The sequence below is a fragment of the Exiguobacterium sp. s39 genome (assembly GCF_018618925.1).
GTDB classification, from domain to species: Bacteria; Bacillota; Bacilli; order Exiguobacteriales; family Exiguobacteriaceae; genus Exiguobacterium_A; species Exiguobacterium_A abrahamii.
In genome coordinates, this window is record NZ_JACSNA010000001.1 from 385,967 (window position 1) to 409,024 (window position 23,058).

Genomic DNA, 23,058 nt, shown 5'->3' on the forward strand with positions numbered 1-23,058 from the left:
GGAGGATTTATGAATATGAAACACTGGATGACTGAGAAATTGGGCAGACAGTTGATGGCGATTTTTTATAGTGTCTTTGCACTAAGTGTCATCACATCGGTTGCCAGTTATTTATACGTGGATAATGCAGACGGTCGGACGAAGGAGCAAGTACTTGACCAGTTACAAAAGACACAATGGTTCTGGTTCTTGAACTTGATGATTTTTTTATTTTGTCTATTGTTCATCGTCCGTCCCTTAATTCATCGTGTGACGTCACAACTCCGCGAATTGAACGTCAAGAGTCGTCGCCTTGCAGAAGGCAAGTCGATTTCGCTCGAACATGATGTCGACAGCCATAATGAAGTCGGTCAATTGACTGCATCGTTTTACCAGATGGCACGGTCGATCTCATCACAACATGCGGAATTGTCAACAAAGAATCAAGAAATGGAACACAATCAGGAAGTATTGAAGCAAAAACAGAATGAGCTTGAGCGTGCTCTTGAAGTGACGCGGACGAATGAACTCCATTTGCAGGATCGGAATGAACTGATCGAAACGCTTGCTTCAAAGGAGAGTTTATTCGATTACTCGTCTGTCATCAGTACGATTGTCCGGTTGACGAAGACAGAGTTCGGTGCATTGTTATTGATTAAGAATAATGAAATCGCGCAAGTCGTTCCAAAAGAAATGACAGAAGAACAACAAGAGAGTTTAAAGACGGAGTCGTTACTACTAAAGCGAGTCATGATTTCAAAGGAAACCGCACATTCCTCAAAAAAGGTCGCGAACGACGATCTGATCAAGTATCCGTATCATGTCTATGAAGGTGTCATTCCGATCATGGATCCGGCAAAAGAAGAATTGATTGCTTGTCTTTATCTAGCACGGTTTGACGCACCATTCAACCAACAGGATTTAGCGGAACTGGAATCGTTCTCAAAACAGATTGCGATCTCATTGATGCGAATGTCACTCTACGAACAGATGGAATACGAACGAAAAGAGACGGCACAACTGCTGAATTCCGTTCGGGAAGCGATTCTCTACATCAAACACGAAGAGAAGACGATCTTAGGAAATCAGGCGTTATTCGATATCTTCCAGTCGTTACAAGTCGAAGAAGACAACGATTCGATGACCTTCCTCGAAGTCCGACCGGAAACGATGTTCGAGCAGATGGACCAAAAGGAAGCGTTTGAAGCATACTTTGAAGAAGTCTTATCGGGTGAGATTCCGGAGGGCATGTTCTCCTTGTCGATCGACCAAGGGGAATACTTCATTCAAGTCTATGCCGAAGCCATTGCGCACGGGGGACATTCAAAAGGAACGATTCTCGTCTTCCGTGACGTCACGGCTGAGACAGAAGTCGACCGCGTGAAGTCGGAACTCGTCTCAACGGTCTCGCATGAACTTCGAACACCGCTCTCTTCGATTTATGGCTTTACGGAGCTCATGTTGAAACGGGATTTGGATCCTGAGCGGAACAAGCGATACTTGCAGACGATTCACGATGAATCAAAACGTCTGACCGATCTCGTCAGTGACTTCTTGAACGTCCAGCGGATGGAGTCAGGAAAGCAAGAGTATGACAAACAAATCTTTGATCTGAAAGAAATCGTCAAGGAACAAATTCAGTTTTATCAAGCAGCGACGGAGCAACACAGTCTGAAACTTGATTTGAATGATGAACAGGACTTCATGGTCGAGGCAGATGCGAACAGCATGAAACAGTTACTCGGTAATCTCTTGAATAACGCGGTGAAGTACTCACCGGACGGCGGGGATGTCGTCGTGACGATGACCCACCAGCACAATCAAATCGAACTCAGCGTTCGCGATTTCGGGATCGGGATTCCAAGCCACTCGATGCCGCATCTATTCAGTAAGTTTTACCGGGTCGACAACTCAGACAGCCGAAAGATTGGCGGGACGGGACTTGGATTATCGATCTGTAAGGAAATCGTTCGCGCACATGATGGCAATATCGAAGTCGAATCGATCCTTGGAGAAGGAACGGTCTTCCGGGTCAAATTGCCGAGTGCGACAGACGCGTTACTCGAAGCAGAATGAAGAGACGAAGAAGAGGCGATATCATGCGCCTCTTCTTTTTTGTCGTTTCACGTGTGAGATTCGTCCAAATTCATGCGTTTGGCTAAAACGAGTAAGATGCAGACATTTGAACGATAAATCGAACAGATTGATGACAGAACGGCTGAAACAGTTGAAAAAATCGTAAATTGTGCAGGGATTGCGAACGTTTCTGTACTCTCGCTATAGTGATTACAAAAAAGCGTGAGAGGAAGAAGAATCATGGAGAGCTTAGAAGCGTTACTCACACCACCGCAAGATATCGAACAAGAGAATGCAAACATTGATGGCAAAACACCGCTTGCGAAATTACAGCGGATTGCTGGAGAAGCAGCGCGACAGATGATGCGACAACATCTCGAAGCAGATGTCTTGCAGGCGCTTGACGACAACATCTTGTATATCCACGACGCCGATTACTACGTGACGGGTACGACGACTTGTGCCCAGATTCCGCTCGGTCAGCTACTCTCAAACGGATTTCAGACGACACACGGTTCAATCCGACCAGCGCAAGACATCCGTTCCGCCCTTGCCCTTGCAGCAATCATCGTCCAGGCGAATCAAAACATGCAGCATGGCGGACAAGCCTTCGCAACCTTTGACGATGATGTAGCACCATTCGTCGAAAAGACCTACCAACGCGAATGGACCAAACTAAATGACCTCGTGCCGCATTGGAAGCGACGCAAGCGGGAGCGGCGCGCATGGCAGGAGACGTATGAAAAGACGTTTCAGGCGTGCGAAGCGTTCATCCATAATACGAATTCGATGCATTCACGCGGTGGGGGACAGGTACCGTTTTTATCCGTCAATTATGGAACGAATACGACGCAGGCAGGGCGGCTCTTCCAGCGCGCCTTGCTGACAGCGACGGAACGCGGGTTAGGAAGAGGGGAGACGCCGATCTTTCCGATTCAAATCTTTAAAGTCAAACAAGGCATCAACCTGTCACCGACAGACCCGAACTACGATTTGTTTCAACTTGCCACCCGCGTGACAGGAAAACGACTGTTTCCGAACTTTGCGTTTCTTGATGCACCATTCAACCGTCAGGAGCAACCGGGGGGAGCCGAAGTCGCGTACATGGGATGCCGGACCCGTGTGTTTGAAGATCGTGGAGATATCCCGTCCGTCACAGGACGAGGGAACTTATCGTTTACGAGCATCAATCTCGTCCGTTTGGCACTCCAAAGTAAAACCGTCGATCAAATGTTCGAAGCCGTCCGAGAGACGACAAGACTTGCATGCCGGCAACTCATCGCGCGTTATGAGTTCCAGGCAAGTCGAACGGCTGACGCGTTTCCATTTTTATATCAACATGTCTGGAAAGACGGTGAGACGCTAAAAAGTACAGATCAGGTGGGTCCGGTCCTCAAGCACGGGACGTTAGCGGTCGGGTTCATCGGTCTCGCGGAATGTTTGACCGTTTTGACGGGCAATCATCATGGGTATTCCGAATTGGCGCACCAGATTGGTCTTGCGCTGATTCAAGCGATGCGAACGGTCGTCGACAACTATGGCGAGATGACGGGATTGAACTTCAGTTTACTGGCAACTCCAGCTGAAGGGTTATCCGGTAAGTTCACACGTCGTGATGCTAGTGACTTCGGTGAAATCAAAGGAGTGACCGATCAGCCGTATTACACGAATTCCTTTCATATCCCTGTCGATGCGCCCGTAACGATCCGTGAAAAGATTCAACTCGAAGCACCGTTTCATGCATTATGTAATGGTGGACATATCACCTATGTCGAGACAGATGGCGCCCTTGCCGGAAATCCACAAGCGATTGAAGACATCGTTCGTTTGATGGCGGAAGCTGGAATCGGCTATGGGTCAATCAATCATCCCGTCGATCGTTGTCTTGATTGTCGAACGGAGCAGACGATTGAGGATCAGTGTCCGGTTTGCGGGAGTAAGTCCATCGAACGGATTCGACGGATTACAGGATATCTCGTCGGTACGCTGGACCGCTGGAATGAAGCCAAACGGGCTGAAGAGCAGAATCGGGTGAAGCACGATGTTACGCGTTCTTTCCCTTCATCCTGATTCTGTCGTTGATGGACCCGGTTTGCGAACGGTCCTGTTTCTTGCCGGTTGTCCACACCACTGTGTCGGCTGTCATAATCCGTCCTCCTGGGATCCGGCAGGTGGAGTGGATTGGACGATTAAAGAAACAGTGGAACGGATTCAGGCGATCGGAAATCGTCGTTTGACATTATCCGGCGGCGAGCCGATGCTTCAAGCGGCAGCACTTGTGCAACTTCTCGAACAACTTGGACCAGATTATGACGTCATTTTATATACTGGCTATGTACTAGAGGAAATCTTACAGCGTCGACGGTGGCATCCACTAATACTGCGACTAGACGGACTCATCGATGGTCCGTTCATCCTGTCGAAACTCGACCGAACGACACGTTTTCGGGGCAGCACGAATCAACGAATTTATGATCGACAGCAACTGCAAAAAAGAGTGTTACACAAAAACAAAAACTCCCCCGTCTCATCAGACAGGGGAGAATCAGATCATGCATATTTTTGTTCTTGATCGACGGATTCGACGACTGCGAGTGTCGTCGTCCGTCGTTTTTTGATGAAAAACGATAAAATCAGTGCCGCGAGTGCAAGTAACGTTGCGATGAAGAACGTATCGTTGATTCCTTCGATCATCGCCTGCATTTGCAACCATTCCGGATTAGCGGCTTCAGGTTGTGAAGCGAGTTCCGGAACGTGATGTTTCGTCCGCGACGTCATGATCGTCACGAGCAGACCTGAACCGATCGCACCCGATACTTGTGACAACGTATTGTTCAATGCCGTACCGTGTGGCGTCAAGTGTTGCGGAATATGGTTCAATCCGTTCGTCATGACGGGCATCATGACCATCGAGATTCCAAGGAAACGTAGCGTATACATGATGACGAGGAACGCGTATGACGTATCCGCAGCTAGCTGACTAAACGAGAACGTCGTTAAGACCGTCAGTGATAAGCCGATGATCGCAAGGATCCGAGCACCGAATCGATCGAACAGACGACCTGTGATTGGTGACATGATCGCCATGACGATCGCACCCGGTAACATCAAGAGACCGGAGTGAAACGGTGAGATACCGCGAATCGTCTGGATATAGATCGGCATCAAGATCATTGCGGAGAACATCGACATGTTCAAGACCATCGAAATTCCTTGCGATAAGGCGAACATCGGATAACGGAAAATCCCGAACTCAAGCATCGGTTCTTCGAGCATGAATTGACGTATAATAAAGGAAGTCAGACTAATCACACCGATGATCAATGATCCGATGACCGTCCAAGATCCCCATCCGGCAGAACCAGCGGAACTAAATCCATACAGCAAACCACCGAAACCAAAGCTTGAGAGAACGAGTGAAAATAAATCGAGTTTGAGTGTGCTACGAACCGTCTCTTTCTTCAATAAGAAGGCACCCGTGAACAGTACGAGTAATGCGATCGGTGTAACGAGATGGAACAACATCCGCCATTCATAATGTTCAAGAATCCAGCCGGACAATGTAGGTCCGATGGCTGGGGCGAACGTGATGACAAGTCCGAAGATGCCCATTGCTTGTCCGCGTTTCTCGATCGGGAAACCGGTCAAAAGAACGTTCATTAATAGTGGCATCATGATCGCAGAACCAGATGCCTGCATCATCCGCGCACCGAGTAGAAGCGGGAAGACGTGTGCTTGTCCAGCGATGATTGTACCGAGTGAGAACAGCGTCATCGCCGTCAAGAACAGTTGACGTGTCGAGAACTTCTGGACAAGGAAGGCTGACGTCGGAATCATGATTCCGTTGACGAGCATATAGCCCGTCGTCAACCACTGGGCGGTGCTTGCCTGAATACCGAAGGATCCCATGATCGACGGTAAGGCGATATTAAGTAACGTTGAGTTCAGGACCGCAACGAACGCACCTGCCATAAGGACAGTTAAAATTAAATAAAGTCGTGATGATTGCTTGCTTGATTGCATTTCGTTATGCTCCTTTTGTACTACGAGTCTAAAATGTTAGACTTGAATTCTATGACTAACTTGGCTATCTTACCAGGCTAAGTCGAATGAATTCAAATTATTTGCTTCATACACTAAAATAAGTGATTGTTAAACCATTGCAATCATTTGAACAGAAAAGGACAAGACCATGAATCCAAAAAAGAAACAACTACTAGATGCTGCCTATCAGCTATTCGTCGAAAAAGGTTATCAATCGACGTCCATCCAGGACATTCTTGAGCACAGTAACGTTTCCAAGGGAACGTTCTATAACTACTTCTCCTCTAAAAATGAATTATTCATTGATGTATTTAATACCGTCTTTGAAAAGATGCGGACGGCACGCAAAGAAATTCTCGTCGGACGAGATGTTTCGGATTATGAGACGTTCATCCAACAAGGTAACTGTTACTTGGAACTGATGCAAAAATATAAATTGTATACGTTGTTCGAAGAGGCGATTGCTTCGAATGAAAAAGAACTGAAGACGTTCATGGAGAATAACCGTCTTCTCGAGATCGAATGGACGTTCGAACGATTACGTGATTTATTCGGTCAGACGAAGGAACCGTATCTTCTAGATTTAGCGGTCATTTATACAGGGATGTTGCAATATGCGATGTACTTCTTCCGTCAATCCGAACCGAACACACAACCGGAACGGGTCGTCCGTTACGTATTCAATCGATTGACGCATCTCGTCGAAGACGTCAGTCGGACAGAAGAACAGTTGATTCCCCCGCGTTTCCTATCCGTTTGGCTCGATCGTCCACAAGATGAAGTCGTCATTCGGAAGGATTTGTTCGAGAAGACGAGTGCGCATATGAAGCGCTTGATTACCTTGTCATCGATTTCCGATGAATCGAAGGAAGCCCATGAAGAGGTTCTTGATTTCATCTATGAAGAACTACTCGAACGGAAGAAACCGAAAATTCATCTTCTACGCCGTGCACTCGAGACGATGGACGAAGATCCGGTCTTTGCGGGTCAGGAAATCATGGCGACCTATAAGGCGATGGTCGATGAGATTGCCCGTGTGCGGACCAAAACTTCCTAAAAAGGTTGCTTTTTGAAACTAATCGGATTACACTGAGACCATTCATGTTAGAAAAGGGGTCTCAATCATCATATGTTTACTCAATGGAAAAAAGAGTGGTTCCTGCAACCAAAAGCGGATTTGCTATCCGGAATCGTCGTTGCCTTGGCACTCGTTCCGGAAGCAATCGCGTTTTCGCTGATCGCTGGCGTTAATCCGATGGTCGGTTTATACGCTTCCGTCATCATTGCGATCGTCATCTCGATTGCCGGCGGTCGTCCCGGAATGATTTCAGCTGCGACCGGTGCGATGGCACTCGTCGTCGTCCAGCTCGTCAAGGACCATGGTGTCGATTATTTACTAGCTGCCGGTATCCTTGCCGGAATTCTACAAATCGCGTTCGGATTTTTAGGAATTGCTAAGTTATTACGGTTCATTCCTCGATCCGTCATGGTCGGATTCGTCAATGCTTTAGCGATTTTGATTTTCTCGGCACAACTGCCGCAATTCGAAGGACAGAACTGGATCATGTACGCAATGGTCGCCGCATCACTCGCCATCATCTTGTTATTCCCACGCGTGACGAAAGCGATCCCGGCACCACTCGTTGCGATCACGATCATGACAGTGTTGACGGTCGTCTTCTCACTCGATACACGAGTCATCGGGGACATGGGGCAAATCGAAGCGGCGTTACCAAGCTTCTTCTTGCCGGATGTTCCGTTCTCGCTTGAGACGCTCCAAATCATCTTCCCGTATGCATTGTCACTTGCATTCGTCGGGTTGATCGAATCGTTGCTGACAGCACGAATCGTCGATGAGATGACGGATACGACGTCAAACAAAGCAATAGAATCACGCGGACAAGGAATTGCGAACATCATCGCTGGTATGTTCGGTGGCATGCCGGGCTGTGCGATGATCGGTCAATCGGTCATCAATGTCACGTCCGGTGGGCGTGGTCGATTGTCGACGTTGACAGCGGGTGTGTTCCTGATGCTGTTGATGTTTACGATGAACGATCTATTGATGACGATTCCAATGGGAGCACTCGTCGGCGTCATGTTCTTCGTCTCGTATGCGACGTTTGACTGGGGATCATTCAAGATGCTCAAGACGTCACCGAAGAGTGATTCTGCTGTCATGCTCGCAACCGTTCTCGTCACCGTATTGACGAACGATTTATCAATGGGCGTTCTTGTCGGAATCTTGCTTGCTGCGTTATTATTTGCGTCAAAAATTTCTCGTATTCAAGTCGAGCGCAAGGAGCAAACAGATCGAGTCCGTTATACGATTCGTGGACCGTTGTTCTTCGCATCGACGACAGCATTTGCAGAACAGTTCCAGCTCGAAACTGATCCATCGTCCGTCATCACGCTCGATTTCTCGGCGTGTCACTTGTTTGATGATTCTGCCATCGAAGCGATCGAGAACGTCGTCTTGAAATACGAACGACTTGGAAAAAAAGTCGAACTCGTTGGATTGAATGAAGAGTCGCAGGCTCTTGTCGATCGACTAGCTCAACGGATTGCATAAGAGAACAGGAAGAGAATATGAGGAAGCGGTCGGCATCGTGTCGACTGCTTTTTTGTTTTCTTCTGATTGACGATGAGAAGTGCGCCCATTGATTGGTTTCGCTATACTAAAAACAAAAGGGGGCAGTTAAGATGAAATGGTTTCGATTTGAGCAAGAAGGAAAAGTAGGCATCGGAGTTGAGCAGGATGGGGCTACATATGATGTGACGGCACAAGTCTATACGGATTCATTGTTTGAAGTGATTTCACGTGAGTTCGATGTTGACCTTGATTTAGATATCGCGCCACTACTTAATGGAGATGTTCGAAAACTGGCACCGTATGTTCCAGCACGAAACGTCATCTGTGTCGGCAAAAACTATGCCGATCACATCAAAGAGATGGATACGGCGGGAGCGGGGAAATTCGTCTTGTTCACGAAAGCACCGACGTCGATCGTCGGACCGTTCGAACCGATCGAACGGCATGCGGATTTGACGCAACAACTCGATTATGAAGGTGAACTTGCCATCATCATCGGCACGACAGGACGTGATTTAACACCTGAGAATGCACTTGATCACGTGTTCGGCTATAGTATCGTCAATGACGTGACAGCGCGGGATTTACAAAAAGAACACGTCCAGTTCTTCCGTGGTAAATCGCTTGATGGGTTCTGTCCGTTCGGACCGGTCATCGTCTCAGCGGACAGCTTTGATCCAAGTGACGTCCTCGTCGAGACGCGCGTGAACGGGCAACTCCGACAGTCGGGATCAACCGCGTTGATGTTACGCGACGTCGTGACGATTTTAGTTGAAGTGTCGCGCGGAATGACGCTTGAAGCAGGGGACATCATTGCGACAGGAACTCCAGCTGGTGTGGGTCACGGCATGAAACCACCGGTCTACCTTCAGACAGGGGATGTCGTCGAGGTATCGATTGAAGGAATCGGTCGCCTGCAAAATGAAGTCCAGTGAACGAAGATGACCGAAATGATTGAATTTCATTCACCGCTTTCCACATTACTTTGGAAAGCGGTTTTTTATTTTGCGAAATACATAGATAATTTGAAAAATGATTGATTTTATTCGATAAAACAGTCATCATATGACCGTTTTTGATGTATAATGAAACTATAAGGACGGTTTAATGTCGAAAAAAGTCGTATTTTGAACGTTTTATAGAAAAATTATATAATTTTTGAACGTTTTTGATTGATTTTTGAATGTAAACGCTTTATATTATAGATGTGGAGGGAAACCTTATGTTAACGAAAAAACGCCATCAACTCATTCTCGAATTACTAGCTCGAGAAGAAGTCGTCAAGATGCAAAAAATCGTCGAGCAAACCGGTGCCAGTGAGTCTACGATTCGTCGGGATTTATCACAGCTTGAGACAGCAGGTCATCTGCGTCGGGTACACGGGGGCGCGACAGCGAACCATTTGCAAATTGAGGAACCGAGTTACTTCGAAAAGAGTGACAAACATGTCGAAGAAAAGGAACGGATCGCACGAGCGGCCGCTGACCTGATCGAAGACGGCATGTATGTCTACCTCGATGCCGGAACGACGACGCTTGCCATCGTTCCGTATCTCGAAGAGAAGGCGATTACGGTCGTGACGAACAGTCTTCCTCTAGCGAACACGTTACTCTATCACCGTATCCCGACGTTCGTCGTCGGAGGTCAACTGAAGCATTCAACGCAAGCACTCGTCGGTTACAACGCACGTGAAGGAATGTTGATTTACCATTTTGATGTCGCGTTCCTTGGGATGAACGGTGTTCATCCGACACAAGGCTTCACGACACCAGATCCGGAAGAGGCACTCGTAAAGAAGACAGCGATCGAGTTAGCAAAACAATCGTATGTACTCGTCGATGAGACGAAACTGGATGCAATCAGCTTCAGTCGGGTGGCGTCCTTGCAAGCGGCGACGATCATCACGACGACATCCAGCGAGCAAGAAGCGAAATACAGTCAATACACAGAGGTGGTGAACGCGAAATGATTTATACACTGACACTCAATCCATCCATCGACTATTATGTCACGTTACCGGTATTTGAGGCAGGACAAGTCAATCGTGTCGAACAGGCGGAAAAAGTGGCCGGAGGGAAAGGAATCAACGTCTCTCTCGTCCTAAAAAACTATGAGGTAGAAACACAAGCACTCGGATTCCTTGGGGGAAGTACCGGACAATTCATCCGGACAGAACTCGAGAAACGAGGCGTGTTAACGGACTTCACACCGATTCAAGATGAGACGCGGATCAACGTGAAGATTCGTGCCGATCAAGAATCTGAGCTGAATGCAGCGGGACCGAAGATTCAACCGGAAGAGCTGGAGCATTTATTATCCCGATTCAAGACGATGCAAGCCGGTGACATCGTCGTCTTCGCAGGCAGTATCCCAAGCAGTCTACCGCATGATCTCTATCGTCATATCGCGACGATCTTGAATGAACGGAACGTCCGCTTCGCCGTTGATACGACGAAGGAAGCGATGCTTGAAGTCTTACCGCTCGGTCCATTTTTAATCAAGCCGAATCACCATGAACTCGGTGAAATTTTCGACGTCGAGATTACGTCGAAGGAGATGGCCGTTCCATACGCCCAACAGCTCGTCGAGCGTGGTGCCGAGAACGTCGTCATCTCATTTGCAGGAGACGGAGCACTGCTCGTCAATCGTCAAGGTGCCTACACGGCAAACACACCGGCAGGAAAGCTCGTCAATTCTGTCGGTGCCGGAGATTCACTCGTCGCTGGATTCGTTGCCAGCCATGCGCTCGGCAAATCACCAGAAGAAGCGTTCCGCTATGCGGTCACGACTGGTAGCGCGTCTGCTTATTCCTTCGGTCTTTGTACGAAGGAAGATATCGATCGTCTTCTCGTAGACGTCAACGTCGTTGAACTCATTCAATCCTAAAAGGAGTGTGACTACTCATGAAAATTACTGATCTCTTAACACGTGATACGATTCAGCTCGATTTACAAGCGTCATCTAAAGCCGCTGTCATCGACGAACTCGTCAACGTCCTCGATCGGGCAGGAAAACTGAACGATCGCTCGGCATATAAAGAAGCGATTCTCGCACGGGAAGCGCAAAGCACGACAGGTTTAGGGGAAGGCATTGCCATTCCACACGCAAAAACAGCAGCAGTCAAAACACCAGCGATCGCCTTCGGTCGTTCGACAGGTGTTGACTACGAAGCACTCGACGGTCAACCGAGTCGGTTGTTCTTCATGATCGCAGCGGGTGAGAACGCTGATAATGCGCACCTTGAAACACTTTCGAAACTATCCGTTTATTTGATGGATATGAACTTCCGCGATACGATCCTTGCGGCTAAAACGAAAGACGAAGTCATCGCAGCAATCGAAGCGAAGGAACGTGAAGAAGAAGGTCCAGTTGACGTCTCAAGCGACAACGTTGACCAAGACGCACCGTACATCCTCGCTGTCACAGCTTGTCCGACAGGAATCGCGCACACGTATATGGCAGCTGATGCGCTTCGTCAAAAAGCGGAAGAGATGGGTGTTCGTATTAAAGTCGAAACGAACGGATCGACAGGTGTCAAGAACGGTTTGACACAACAAGACATCAAAGATGCGACAGCCATCATCGTCGCTGCGGATAAAGCAGTTGAGATGGATCGCTTCAACGGGAAACACGTCGTTGAAGTACCGGTAGCGCAAGGGATTCGTAAACCACAAGAATTGATCAACCGTGCCGTCAAACAGGACGCACCTGTCTATAAAGCGAGCGGTTCAAGCGAAAGCTCAAAACCAGCGCGTGGTGGATTCTACAAACACTTGATGAGTGGGGTATCCGCGATGTTGCCACTCGTCGTCGCTGGTGGTCTCTTGATTGCGATCAGCTTCTTCTGGGGAATCAACTCCGCTGACCCGAAAGATCCGTCATACAACGAGTTCGCTGCTCAGTTGATGACAATCGGGAAAGCAGCGTTTGGTCTCTTGATTCCGATTCTCGCCGGATTCATCGCGATGTCGATCGCTGATAAACCAGGTCTTGCTCCTGGTCTGATCGCTGGGTTCCTTGCTAGCAGTGGTAACGCTGGTTTCCTCGGTGGATTGATTGCCGGTTTCCTTGCTGGTTACGTCGTTCTCTTACTCGTTAAAGTCTTCAAAGGTCTCCCGGCAGCTCTTGAAGGAATCAAACCAGTCTTGCTCTATCCACTGTTTGGTTCATTCATCACAGGGATGATCATGTTACTCGTCATCAATGAGCCGATCGCGAAGTTCATGACATGGCTCACGGATTCACTGAACGGACTCAGTGGTGGGAACGCAATCCTCCTCGGTATGCTCGTCGCAGGTATGATGGCAATCGACATGGGTGGTCCGATCAACAAAACAGCATACGTTTTCGGTACAGCTGCTCTTACAGCAGGTAACACGGAAGTCATGGCAGCCGTCATGGCAGGTGGGATGGTTCCACCACTCATCGTTGCACTTTCATCAACATTGTTCGCACGTAAGAAATTCACACCGCAAGAACGTGAAGCAGGTATCGCTGCTTACGCAATGGGGGCATCGTTCGTCACAGAAGGTGCGATTCCATTCGCAGCAGCCGATCCACTCCGTGTCATTCCGTCAAGTGTCATTGGTTCAGCGATCGCTGGTGCGTTGACGATCGTCTTCGGCGTCTTGCTCCCGGCACCACACGGCGGTATCTTCGTCTTCCCGTTACTTGATGGTCCATCAGGTACGGTCATGGCGATCGTCGGTTACGCGGGTGCGATCCTCATCGGTTCACTCGTCGGTGCGGCAATCCTATCCTTCCTTAAAAAACCGCTTGTTGACCAATCGGTCGCGAAAGCGGAAATGACAGAAGGAACAGGTACGAAAGCATCATAATTCATCTAAATCCTCTCCGTTTTCAAGCGGAGGGGATTTTTTGTTGAATTTTGACGGCTAACGGTGAAGAATAGAGGGCATACTGAATAAGAAGGAGGGATGGACATGGGTGGACAATCCTTACAAATCGGACCACGGACCATCAAGACAGGTCTTGCGGTCATCTTGGCGCTGTTGATCAGTAATCTGTTCAACCTCAGCCCGATCCTGCCTGCAATCTCGGCAGCGACGACACTCCTGCCTTCGGTCTATCAGACATGGAAACAATTTCTCGAGGAAGCAGAAGCCAACTTGATTGGTGCCTTTTTGACTTTACTCGCACTTTGGATTTTAGGGGATAATCCAGCGAATCCGCTCGCGATCGGAATCGTCATCATGGCAGCGATCTCGATCTTGCTAGCCTTTGGTTTCGGGCGGACGATTCCACACGTCGTTTTGATGATCATCGTCATTCTCGAAAGTGTGGCGACAGCGACCGAGCCACTTTGGCAAGTCGTCTTGATCCGTTACTTGCTCGTCATGCTCGGGATCGGCTGTGCGCTTGGCATCAATGCGCTGATCTTCCCGCCGCGCTATGGCAATGTCTACTATCAAAAAGCGACGAAACTCTTCGAAAAGCTGCTCGTCGTCACGCGAGCGATTGCCTTCGAAGGAAAAGTTGCTCCATACCGGGCAGCGATTGATAAAATGTCAAATTCGCTCCTTGAGACACAAAATCTGTTCAACCTACACAAGGAAGAGATTCGAGGAACGCGTCAGAAGCACGCCTCGCTCTTACGGAACCTGTTGATCCTCAAACATATGCAATCGTGCCTCGAACGTGGTGTCGCGACAGCAGAGCGCTTCAAAGAGCGAGAGAAGGCCCTTGACTCGATTGCGGATGATCTTCGGAGTGAATTGTTTTATCACTTGATGCATATCGCCCAGCGCCAAGAGAAGGTCTTGCTGACATATGATCTCTTGTTGACAGAAGAACCACTCGCGATGGAGGATCTCGTCAAAGAGAATATTGCCTTCGTTAAGCATTCTTTCCTTGACCGCGATGAACTCGAAGAAGAAGTTATCATGGAAATCTTACCGATCGTCGTTTCGATGAACGAGTGGATCCAAGAGCTTGAAGCATTCGAAAAACGGCTCAACGGTGCGCTTCGTCGTCATATCACATCACTGACGATTGAACAAAAATCAGTCCGTGATAAAACATTTAATCGATTTAAACGTAAAAAAGCCATTGACGAAAGTAAAAAGTAAGCGTATAGTCCTCCTTAACGATACTTTACTTGCTAAAAGCATAACAGTATAACAGCATAACAGAACGAAAGTTTAAGCGATGATGAAACCGAAGTAAAGACCATCTCCCTGTTTCAGAGAGCACGTGGCGCTGCGAACGTGTACACAGATGGTGTTGAATTACAGTTTCTGAGCTTCTTGCATAAGCGAGCGGAGCACACCGTTATCCCAATCATGAGTGACTCAGTCAATGACTGGGTAATCAGGGTGGTACCGCGGCTTTCGTCGCCCCTGTCGAACATTATGTTCGGCAGGGGCTTTTTTGTTATCTCACATTCATTCAAGGAGGAACTCATATGTCTACACCAATCATTCCAAGTCATTTACGTCCACACGTCGCACCACAGCACTACGAAGACTACACACCAACGGATCATGCCGTTTGGAGATACGTCATGCGACTGAATTTAAATACATTACAAGATACAGCACATCCGGCATACCTCGAAGGGCTTGCTGCATCAGGTATCAGCCCGGAACGGATTCCGGACGTGCGTGAGATGACAGCGAATCTAAGCCGTGGAGGCTGGGGAACAGTCGCTGTTGATGGTCTCATTCCTGGCGTCGCCTTCTTTGATTTCCAAGGGCACGGTCTCTTGCCGATCGCGACTGACATCCGGAAGGTCGATAACATTCTTTACACACCAGCGCCAGATATCTTGCATGAAGCAGCGGGGCACGCGCCAATCTTGATGAATCCGGTCTACGCGGAATTCGTTCGACGCTTCGGTGAGATCGGGGCACATGCCTTTAACCATAAAGCCGAGCATGATGTATTCAAGGCACTAAAGAAATTGACGATCGTCAAAGAGAGCCCATTCTCGACGCCGGCCGACATCGAGCAAGCTGAAGTCGAACTCGCGGAGACACGGACACACGTCAAAGGGATTTCGGAAGCGAACGAAATCTCACGTCTGTTCTGGTGGACGGTTGAATTCGGTCTGATTGGTGATATCGACAACCCACAAATCTACGGGGCAGGTCTTTTATCATCCGTCGGTGAAAGTCGCCACTGTTTGACGGACGCGGTCGTTAAACATCCATTCTCGCTTGAGAAAGCACTTGCGACGAAACATGACGTGACGAGCATGCAAAAAGAACTCTTCGTCTGTGAATCGTTCGAACAGCTCCGCGATGCACTCGAAGAATTCGCACAGTCGATGTCTTACATCCGCGGTGGTATCCACGGACTGACGAAAGCGGTCGAATCAGGTAACCTATCGACGCTCGTCTTCGACAGTGGTCTCTCGCTTGTCGGTGTTCCTGAAACGCAAGAGATTCACGATTCGCTGCATCTCGTCAAACTAACTGGACCGACAGCGCTTGCTGCGAACGGTGAAGTGTTGACAGGTCAAGGACTTGCAGATCATCCGGAAGGCTTTACACTCCTTCACGGCAAGGAATTGAACGAAGTATTGATGCAAGTCAAAGTCGGTGAACGTCTCGACTGGGCGGAAGGAAATGTTCATGTCACAGGAGACATCACAGCGATTCAAAACGTCAATGGAAATCGGGCGCTCGTCGTCTTAGAAGCAGCGACGCTTGCAAACGACGGGAAAACGATGACGATGGACCGGATGGAATTGATCGTCGGTGACATCACGTCAGCATTCCCGGGAACGGAAGTTGAAGCACTGAAGCCGATTCCGGAAACGGTCGAGTTCGAACGAATCGAACGTCCGTTGACAGCGGCTGATCCGATCTTCGAAGTCGTCCGCGAGATTCGCGAAGGTCGTGCCGGACGAGAACGGTTACCGCAACTGATCGATCAGACACTCGTCCAGTTACCGGACGCTTGGTTACTCCGTCTTGAATTACTTGAGTTAGCGGATGAAGTCGATCAACCACGTCTGATTGCAGATCTCGAGCGCTTAAAAGCGACATCTGAGCAGCGAGATGAATTGATCACGCGTGGGATGGCCTTACTCGACGTCGTTCATCAATGAGTCGAACTCCGGTTCTGAACCTGTTAGAATGGAGACATTCGGTAAAAGGGGATGATCGGTTATGACAAATTATTATCAAGACGTAAAGGAATTCCACCGTGTGTTTTCACACCCTGGCGCAACGACGCCAACACCTATGACGGTCGATCGTGGAATCAAACGCTCGACCTGGACGGCAGAAGAAGCGGTCGTTGAGTTCCTGCATCAATCGGCGACGAGTGAAGCAGAATTTCTCGAAGCGATCGAACGTTTCAAGTCAGGACTTGATACAGCGGTCGAAAAATCGCTTCAGATGAAACAACCCGAAACAGATGTCGAACGGCTCGTCGGACAAGGGGATGCCTTGACGGACGCCCTCTACTTCATCATGGGAAGCTTCGTTGAGATCGGGCTTGATCCGGCTCCATTGTTCGAGATCGTCCAGCGTGCGAACATGGCGAAGCTTGGACCGGACGGAAAACCAATCTTCCGGGAATCGGACCAAAAGGTCATGAAACCGGAAGGCTGGCAACCACCGGAACCACAATTAGAAGCAGAAGTACGTCGGCAAATCGCTGTAGCTTCGAGTACGTCGAAAGCGTGATTCATGACGATAAAAAGAGAGGGATGACTGGTCTGCGAACCGGTCATCCCTCTCTTGTTGTATCTATTCACTTTTGACTTGATAACGCGATAAATCGAGTTGACGGGCGGTCAGGAACTCGACCCCCTCTGCTTCAAGTGCCAGTCGCTGTTCATCGCCTTCAAGCGATAGTTTTCCGCCAGCAGCAAGCACGCGGTGCCACGGTAGACGTTCCGTCTTACTCATACTGTGAAGAATCCGCGCTACTTGTCGGGCGCTACGCGGATGACCGGCGAGTCGAGCGACTTGCCCGTACGTCATGACCCGACCAGCAGGGATCGAACGAATGATAATCAGGACATCTTGCGTGAATGGTGTCATGTTTCGTCCGTAGCAACGACATACTGTTGAATCTTATCGTCTTCATCAAATCCAATCGTCACATCGATGATACCTTGTTGCAGGCGAATCTGGAGTTCGAGACGGTCCTTGATGTCGTCCGCTTGTGCGATTGTCAACGTCGGGTCGACTTCAATCTCGACTTCGACGTGGAAATGATCGCCTTCCTTAATGACTTCGAGTTTACTGATGTCCTTGACGTCAGGGTCCTTCATGATTAGTCCACCGAGACGTGCTGCCATCGTCTCATCGGCTTCACCTAGTGCACCAGCTGCGTTTTGCAGGAAGACATTCCCGACGACGTAAAACATCATCAGTCCGATGAGGATCGAAGCAATTCCTTCTGCCTGATGAAACGGTGTTACATGCGAGATGATGACGGCAATCATTGCGACGATGCCACCGGCCGTTGCGACCAAATCTTCCAGAAACACAAGGCGTGTGGCGGGTTTTGCTTGTTTGAGTGAGCGGAAGCTGTCAAGAATCAAGCGTGGTCCTTTCGAGTCTAACTTCGCATCGTGTGCGATCTCTTGCATCGCTTTCACGAAAACGCCACTCTCTAAGACGACACCGACGAACAAGACAGACAACGTGATCCAAAAGCCAGTTGATTCCGTCGGTTCGATGATGTGGGCGATCCCTTCATGAATTGTCTCGTACGCCATGATACCGACGAAGAGGATGGCACCGAGCAAGACGAGATTGACGAGACGACCGAAGCCGTTCGGGAATCGTTTCGTCGGTGCCTTTTTACTGAGGGCAGAACCGATGAAGACAAAAAATTGGTTGGCAGCGTCCCCGAGCGTATGCATCATCTCCGCGAACATCGCGACATTTCCCGTCAGGACGTAGGCAATTGCCTTGATGATAGCGATGACGGAGTTAACGATGCCTGCCGTCAGCGCCGACCGGTTTCCCCGGCGTAATAATGTAAAAAATTCTCCCATGATTGTACTCCTTTTAGTTAAGTTACGTATTAGTTCACTTTATTATGTTACATCATTTTGAGAAAAACGACTATCTTCACACGAAAAAACCCACGCAAGCTGCGCGGGTTTAACTCGTCAAGACAAGTCGACTGTTTTATTGATTTCGTTCTCATCGTCTTTGCCGACGACTTTCTTCAAGACTTGTTTGACGGACTTCGTCGTGTTTCCCGTTTCCCAGTATTCAGCAGCTTCCGTGTTGACCTTGATCAAGACGACTTTCGGATCTTCGTATGTCGTTCCAAGGTATGCTTCGTAGCGTGGGCTCCAGAGCTCTTTTTTTCGTTCGATGTCTTCGACGAGTTCTGCTGTCCCACGGATCGAGACGTATGATTTGTCGACGTACGCGACGTTAACACTTGGATTCTTAAGTAGTTCTTGATACTTGTCTGTTTCTTTTGAAGTGAGGAACCAGAGGTCGCCATCAAATTCGATATCCTGCGTTTGCATCGGACGCGATACGAGCCCTTCTGTTGAAATCGTCGTCAGCATCGCTGTTTCGATTTTATCAATCAGTTTCTTGACCGTTTCGACTGCTTCTTGATTTGTAGTATGGGTTGACATGTAACTCCACCTCATTCGTTAGATTTTTATGCTCACTTAGGCATTGTTCCCTGAATTTCAAAATGAAAACGTCCCCATGACAGAAAGAAGCAGTTTCGTTGCACCGTACAACGAGGAGGCGTACAGTGTAGGTACGCATTTGAAAGAAAAAGGAGAGACATACATGAAACTTAGTATTTTAGACCAATCCCCGGTCTCTAAAGGACAATCCCCATCTGCTGCCTTACACGAAACGGTCGAGCTCGCGAAAATCGCGGACGAACTCGGCTATCATCGCTTGTGGGTATCTGAGCACCACTTCGCTAAAACACTGGCTGGTTCAAGCCCGGAAGTCTTGATCGCCTACATGGCGGCCGTGACGAAACAGATTCGCCTCGGTTCAGGGGGTGTCATGTTGCCGCATTACAGTGCCTATAAAGTCGCAGAGAACTTCCGTGTCCTTGAAGGGCTTGCACCAAACCGGATCGACCTTGGCCTCGGTCGGGCACCGGGCGGTATGCCGCTTGCTACACGTGCGTTGCAAGAAGGATCGTCGCCACGTTTTGGTGGAGCCGATTACGGCGAACAACTCGATGATCTCGTCGATTACTTGAAAGACGGAGCGCCTGCCGGACACCGGTTCGCGGGACTCGTCGCAACACCAGAAGTCGATACGACACCAGAAGGCTGGTTGCTTGGATCAAGTGGTGGTAGTGCCTTGAACGCCGCGCAACGCGGATTCGGATTTGCCTTTGCTCACTTCATCAATGGACAAGGTGGACAAGAAGTGATGGACTACTACCGTCATAACTTCATGGCGACGTCGTTCAATGAGACACCACAAACGCTCGTCTCGATCTTCGTGACGTGTGCTGAAACGACGGAAGAAGCAGAACGGTTAGCTTCAAGCCTGGATCTGTCACTCCTCCTACTTGAAAAAGGGGTCTCGTCGACAGGAACGCCAACTCCAGAAGAGGCAGCGGCGTATCCGTATACGTTCCAAGACCAATTCCGGATCGCTGAAAACCGGAAGCGGATGATCGTTGGTAACCCGGAATCCGTTACAAAACAATTGCAAGAGCTCGCTGATTCCTATGGCACAGACGAAGTAATGATCGCTTCGATGATCGCTGACAAGGAAGCAAAACAACAATCATTGAAATTAATCATGGATGCCGTCAAAGCGACGGTCTGACCGATACGCACGTCCTTTCTCACGAAGTGAGGGAGGACGTGTTTTTTGCGTCTGCTACAGGAATGCTCTCGGATAAGATGTCTTTACGAAGTCGGAGGAATCCGAATGATGCTGCACCGAATAAGCCGACTGTACCGACTCCAAGTAGCACGATGATAGATACATGATCACTGAGTAAACCAAACAATAGGGTACCGATCGGCATCATCGCCATTGCAATCGATTCCAGCACACCGATGACACGTCCGAGGTAAGCCGGATCGGTCTGTTTTTGAACGATGAGCTGCAGTGGAATGTTCATCCGTAAGACGAGCATGCCGTCGATGAATAATAGAATCATGAAAAAAGGTAGTAGTAGAGCAGATGGAACATAGCCGAGTAGAGCAAGTGCAGGAAGCGCATAACAAGAGGCGATTAAAAAGAGCGACTCGAATATCGTGCGTAACGGACGTTTCACCGTAAAGCGAGGTAAAGCAAGAAGCAACGAAGCGACAAGAAGACCGGCACCTAGTGCGGACTCGACCATTCCAAACCGAAATGGTGTGAATTGCAGTCGATCGAGCAAAATGATCGGTAACAAGATTTCGAAAGCGACAAAAAAGAAGTTCAGGACGATCGCCATCAGGACGAGTGTCGTCAATACTGGTTGACGGAACAGATAGCGGTAGCCCTCTTTAAACTCCGAGACGAAAGACGGAGTATCGGTATTAGCTAGAGGAGAGGTATCCACTGCAAGAAAGCGGAGGCGGCTATTCCACCAGGCAGCAGAGGCAAACAAGAGAAACGGTAAGATCAAGAATTGCGTGATGGAGACAGTGGCGATGAGCAATCCCGCAACGAGTGGAGCAGTGATCGTTGAGGTCGATTGAATCGTCGAGAAGAGTGCGTTCCCGCGTTGTAACTCCTCTTCTTCTACGAGTCGCGGTAACGAGCTTGATAAGGTAACGGACAGGAACGTCGACAGGCTCGTCAAGAGGACACTAGCAACGATGTAATGAACGGTATGTAGAGGGGCTAGTAGCGAATAGAACAAAAGTCCAAACAAGACGAGTGCACTTAAGCTTTCGGTCATGACGATGATTCGTTTCCGGTTCCAACGATCAGCGAGGACACCAGCAACCGGTGAGAGCAAAATCCGTGGCACTGATCCTGCAAGCAGGACGAGCGCAAACTGAAAACCAGACGATGTTTCCCGTAAGACGGTTAATCCGGCGACGAACGTAAAGAGACTAGCTGCGAATAATGAACAAAACTTTCCGAATAAGACACGCTTTAAATTAAATGACATCCTGTTCACTCCTTCATAGTTAAATTTTATTGAACTTTAGTGTAGAATAAAGGAGTGGAAGAAAAATGTAAAGGTAAAGTTCAATAAAATTTAACTTTTGTGATAAAAGGAGTGACCAGTGTGTTAGGGGAACGTATCAAACAGATCCGAAAACAGAAAAAAATGACGCAAACGGATGTTGCGACTGGTATCATCACGAAGTCAATGCTCAGTATGGTCGAGAACGGGAAAGCGACACCGTCTGTACCCGCATTACAGGCGATTGCTAGGCGATTACAGGTGACGGTCGAAGAATTGATGCTCGATCCGCGGGATGTTCAGATGCGGGAACTCCTCGAAACAATCCGTTCGCGGCATACCCCATATTTTTCAGACGAAAAAATTCAGGAACTGCTAAAACCTTACTTGGTTCCGGAAACGACTTCTTATTGGCAAGGGCAGGTCTACCATAAATACGGCGATGCCCTCCGAACGAAGAATCCGGAGCTTGGTTTGACGTATTACGACCAAGCGGAGCAGATTTTTCGACAGCTCGGTCGTCAAGATGAACAGTTGCTCGTTCAGATCGCAAAAGTCTATTTCTTATTTAATCTTAAACGGACGAAGGAAGCGTATGAACTGATCGAAGCAATGGATATACCTCGTGAGATTCCACTTGCACCGAAAACCTATTTAAAGCTTCAAATCCTGCGTGCGCTCCGAGCAAGTTTGTTCGATGATCACTACACAGAAGCGATCGCCTTATTGCGTGAAGGGGTTCAGTATATGCGGGAGCAAGATGTCTATTATCATGTCATTTCGTTTCAACGTTTTCTCGGACTGTTTTTATATCTAGAAGGGGAAATCGAACAATCACAGCAAGAGTTTGATCGACTGGAGCAGTTTTTTGCATTTAGTGAAACGACTGCCGTTGGACGAATCGAAGTCGATTTGACGAAAGGACTCATCGCGATTTTTGAAAACGATACGACCGGCATGCAGATGGCGTGGGAAAAACTCGTTACTGTGGCGATCGACGACGCGAAGCATTACATCGGACAACTCGAAGTCCATCTCCTTGTCAATGGCATCGAATTACCGAATCAGACGCTTCAGCAGAGCGTCGATAAGATATGGGAGATGCAAGATGCCTGGCTTGCGGCGAGTGGGTTCGACCAAGCGATGATGTTGCGGACGCTCGTACTGGCGATGCGGCACGGGGTTGGTCAGGAACGACTGGAGGATGTCTTGCGATTGAAGGATGACCTTCAAAGTGAACGACTCAAAGACGATCTTGAGCGAGAGATACAAACATTGATTAATGTTCAATGACGAAAAAA

19 protein-coding genes and 1 other annotated feature are annotated in these 23,058 nt (G+C 48.7%); of the genes, 14 read left to right on the forward strand and 5 right to left on the reverse strand.

What is annotated here, in order from left to right; all coding sequences use genetic code 11:
* The first annotated feature begins 15 nt into the window (after window positions 1–15).
* From KNQ11_RS01980 to KNQ11_RS01990, 3 genes are all read left to right on the forward strand, one after another.
* Complete coding sequence (locus KNQ11_RS01980) at window positions 16–2,055, forward strand: ATP-binding protein (protein WP_149427025.1); 2,040 nt, start codon at window positions 16–18, stop codon at window positions 2,053–2,055.
* A gap of 240 nt (window positions 2,056–2,295) precedes the next feature.
* Complete coding sequence (locus KNQ11_RS01985) at window positions 2,296–4,125, forward strand: anaerobic ribonucleoside triphosphate reductase (RefSeq protein ID WP_214769190.1); 1,830 nt, start codon at window positions 2,296–2,298, stop codon at window positions 4,123–4,125.
* The gene (locus tag KNQ11_RS01990) at window positions 4,097–4,627 is read left to right on the forward strand and encodes a 4Fe-4S single cluster domain-containing protein (protein WP_064300221.1); all 531 of its coding nucleotides are present in this window, start codon (window positions 4,097–4,099) and stop codon (window positions 4,625–4,627) included. The genes KNQ11_RS01985 and KNQ11_RS01990 overlap by 29 nt, the downstream gene beginning before the upstream one ends.
* Here KNQ11_RS01990 and KNQ11_RS01995 read toward each other — a convergent pair.
* Complete coding sequence (locus tag KNQ11_RS01995) at window positions 4,606–6,078, reverse strand: DHA2 family efflux MFS transporter permease subunit (protein ID WP_029341214.1); 1,473 nt, start codon at window positions 6,076–6,078, stop codon at window positions 4,606–4,608. The two genes, KNQ11_RS01990 and KNQ11_RS01995, sit on opposite strands and share 22 nt — an antisense overlap.
* Window positions 6,079–6,247: 169 nt before the next feature.
* Here KNQ11_RS01995 and KNQ11_RS02000 point away from each other — a divergent pair, with 169 nt between their 5' ends.
* The 9 genes from KNQ11_RS02000 to KNQ11_RS02040 all read left to right on the forward strand — a co-directional run bounded on the left by KNQ11_RS02000 (window position 6,248) and on the right by KNQ11_RS02040 (window position 17,349).
* Entirely contained in the window at window positions 6,248–7,156 is a 909-nt protein-coding gene (locus tag KNQ11_RS02000) for a TetR/AcrR family transcriptional regulator (RefSeq protein WP_035398167.1), read from the forward strand.
* 72 nt (window positions 7,157–7,228) lie between these two features.
* Window positions 7,229–8,671 carry a SulP family inorganic anion transporter gene (locus KNQ11_RS02005; RefSeq protein WP_214769192.1) on the forward strand — a complete coding sequence of 481 codons (1,443 nt, stop codon included), beginning with the start codon at window positions 7,229–7,231 and terminating at the stop codon, window positions 8,669–8,671.
* Between the two features lie 131 nt (window positions 8,672–8,802).
* Complete coding sequence (locus KNQ11_RS02010; protein ID WP_064300220.1) at window positions 8,803–9,627, forward strand: fumarylacetoacetate hydrolase family protein; 825 nt, start codon at window positions 8,803–8,805, stop codon at window positions 9,625–9,627.
* Between the two features lie 287 nt (window positions 9,628–9,914).
* Window positions 9,915–10,661 (forward strand): DeoR/GlpR family DNA-binding transcription regulator, encoded by a 747-nt coding sequence (locus KNQ11_RS02015; RefSeq protein ID WP_029341218.1) that lies wholly within the window; start codon window positions 9,915–9,917, stop codon window positions 10,659–10,661.
* Window positions 10,658–11,578: a 1-phosphofructokinase gene (gene pfkB, locus KNQ11_RS02020; RefSeq protein WP_035408794.1), complete on the forward strand. Its 921-nt coding sequence runs from the start codon at window positions 10,658–10,660 to the stop codon at window positions 11,576–11,578. The genes KNQ11_RS02015 and pfkB overlap by 4 nt, the downstream gene beginning before the upstream one ends.
* 17 nt (window positions 11,579–11,595) lie before the next feature.
* Window positions 11,596–13,530: a PTS fructose transporter subunit IIABC gene (locus KNQ11_RS02025; protein ID WP_214769194.1), complete on the forward strand. Its 1,935-nt coding sequence runs from the start codon at window positions 11,596–11,598 to the stop codon at window positions 13,528–13,530.
* A 105-nt stretch (window positions 13,531–13,635) separates the two neighbouring features.
* Window positions 13,636–14,781, forward strand: a complete 1,146-nt coding sequence (locus KNQ11_RS02030; RefSeq protein ID WP_075642065.1) for an FUSC family protein — start codon at window positions 13,636–13,638, stop codon at window positions 14,779–14,781.
* 70 nt (window positions 14,782–14,851) lie between these two features.
* Window positions 14,852–15,056: a binding site (T-box leader), on the forward strand.
* Between the two features lie 60 nt (window positions 15,057–15,116).
* A complete protein-coding gene (locus KNQ11_RS02035; RefSeq protein ID WP_214724546.1) occupies window positions 15,117–16,766 on the forward strand; it encodes an aromatic amino acid hydroxylase in 1,650 nt (549 codons plus the stop codon).
* Window positions 16,767–16,827: 61 nt separating this feature from the next.
* Window positions 16,828–17,349 (forward strand): pyrophosphohydrolase domain-containing protein, encoded by a 522-nt coding sequence (locus tag KNQ11_RS02040; protein ID WP_064300216.1) that lies wholly within the window; start codon window positions 16,828–16,830, stop codon window positions 17,347–17,349.
* Between the two features lie 63 nt (window positions 17,350–17,412).
* On the opposite strand, the gene KNQ11_RS02045 is transcribed toward KNQ11_RS02040, so the two are convergent.
* From KNQ11_RS02045 to KNQ11_RS02055, 3 genes are all read right to left on the reverse strand, one after another.
* A complete protein-coding gene (locus KNQ11_RS02045) occupies window positions 17,413–17,709 on the reverse strand; it encodes an MGMT family protein (RefSeq protein ID WP_149427034.1) in 297 nt (98 codons plus the stop codon).
* Window positions 17,706–18,674 (reverse strand): cation diffusion facilitator family transporter, encoded by a 969-nt coding sequence (locus KNQ11_RS02050; protein ID WP_149427035.1) that lies wholly within the window; start codon window positions 18,672–18,674, stop codon window positions 17,706–17,708. Before KNQ11_RS02050 ends, KNQ11_RS02045 begins: the two co-directional genes overlap by 4 nt.
* Before the next feature lie 117 nt (window positions 18,675–18,791).
* Window positions 18,792–19,277, reverse strand: coding sequence for a pyridoxamine 5'-phosphate oxidase family protein (locus KNQ11_RS02055; protein ID WP_058265183.1), 486 nt, complete (start codon window positions 19,275–19,277; stop codon window positions 18,792–18,794).
* Between the two features lie 163 nt (window positions 19,278–19,440).
* On the opposite strand from KNQ11_RS02055, the gene KNQ11_RS02060 reads away from it, so the two are divergent.
* Window positions 19,441–20,451, forward strand: coding sequence for an LLM class flavin-dependent oxidoreductase (locus tag KNQ11_RS02060; RefSeq protein ID WP_214769196.1), 1,011 nt, complete (start codon window positions 19,441–19,443; stop codon window positions 20,449–20,451).
* Window positions 20,452–20,470: 19 nt separating this feature from the next.
* On the opposite strand, the gene KNQ11_RS02065 is transcribed toward KNQ11_RS02060, so the two are convergent.
* Window positions 20,471–21,739 carry an MFS transporter gene (locus KNQ11_RS02065; RefSeq protein WP_214769200.1) on the reverse strand — a complete coding sequence of 423 codons (1,269 nt, stop codon included), beginning with the start codon at window positions 21,737–21,739 and terminating at the stop codon, window positions 20,471–20,473.
* Between the two features lie 120 nt (window positions 21,740–21,859).
* Here KNQ11_RS02065 and KNQ11_RS02070 point away from each other — a divergent pair, with 120 nt between their 5' ends.
* Window positions 21,860–23,050 (forward strand): helix-turn-helix domain-containing protein, encoded by a 1,191-nt coding sequence (locus tag KNQ11_RS02070; protein ID WP_214769203.1) that lies wholly within the window; start codon window positions 21,860–21,862, stop codon window positions 23,048–23,050.
* Window positions 23,051–23,058: the final 8 nt, after the last annotated feature.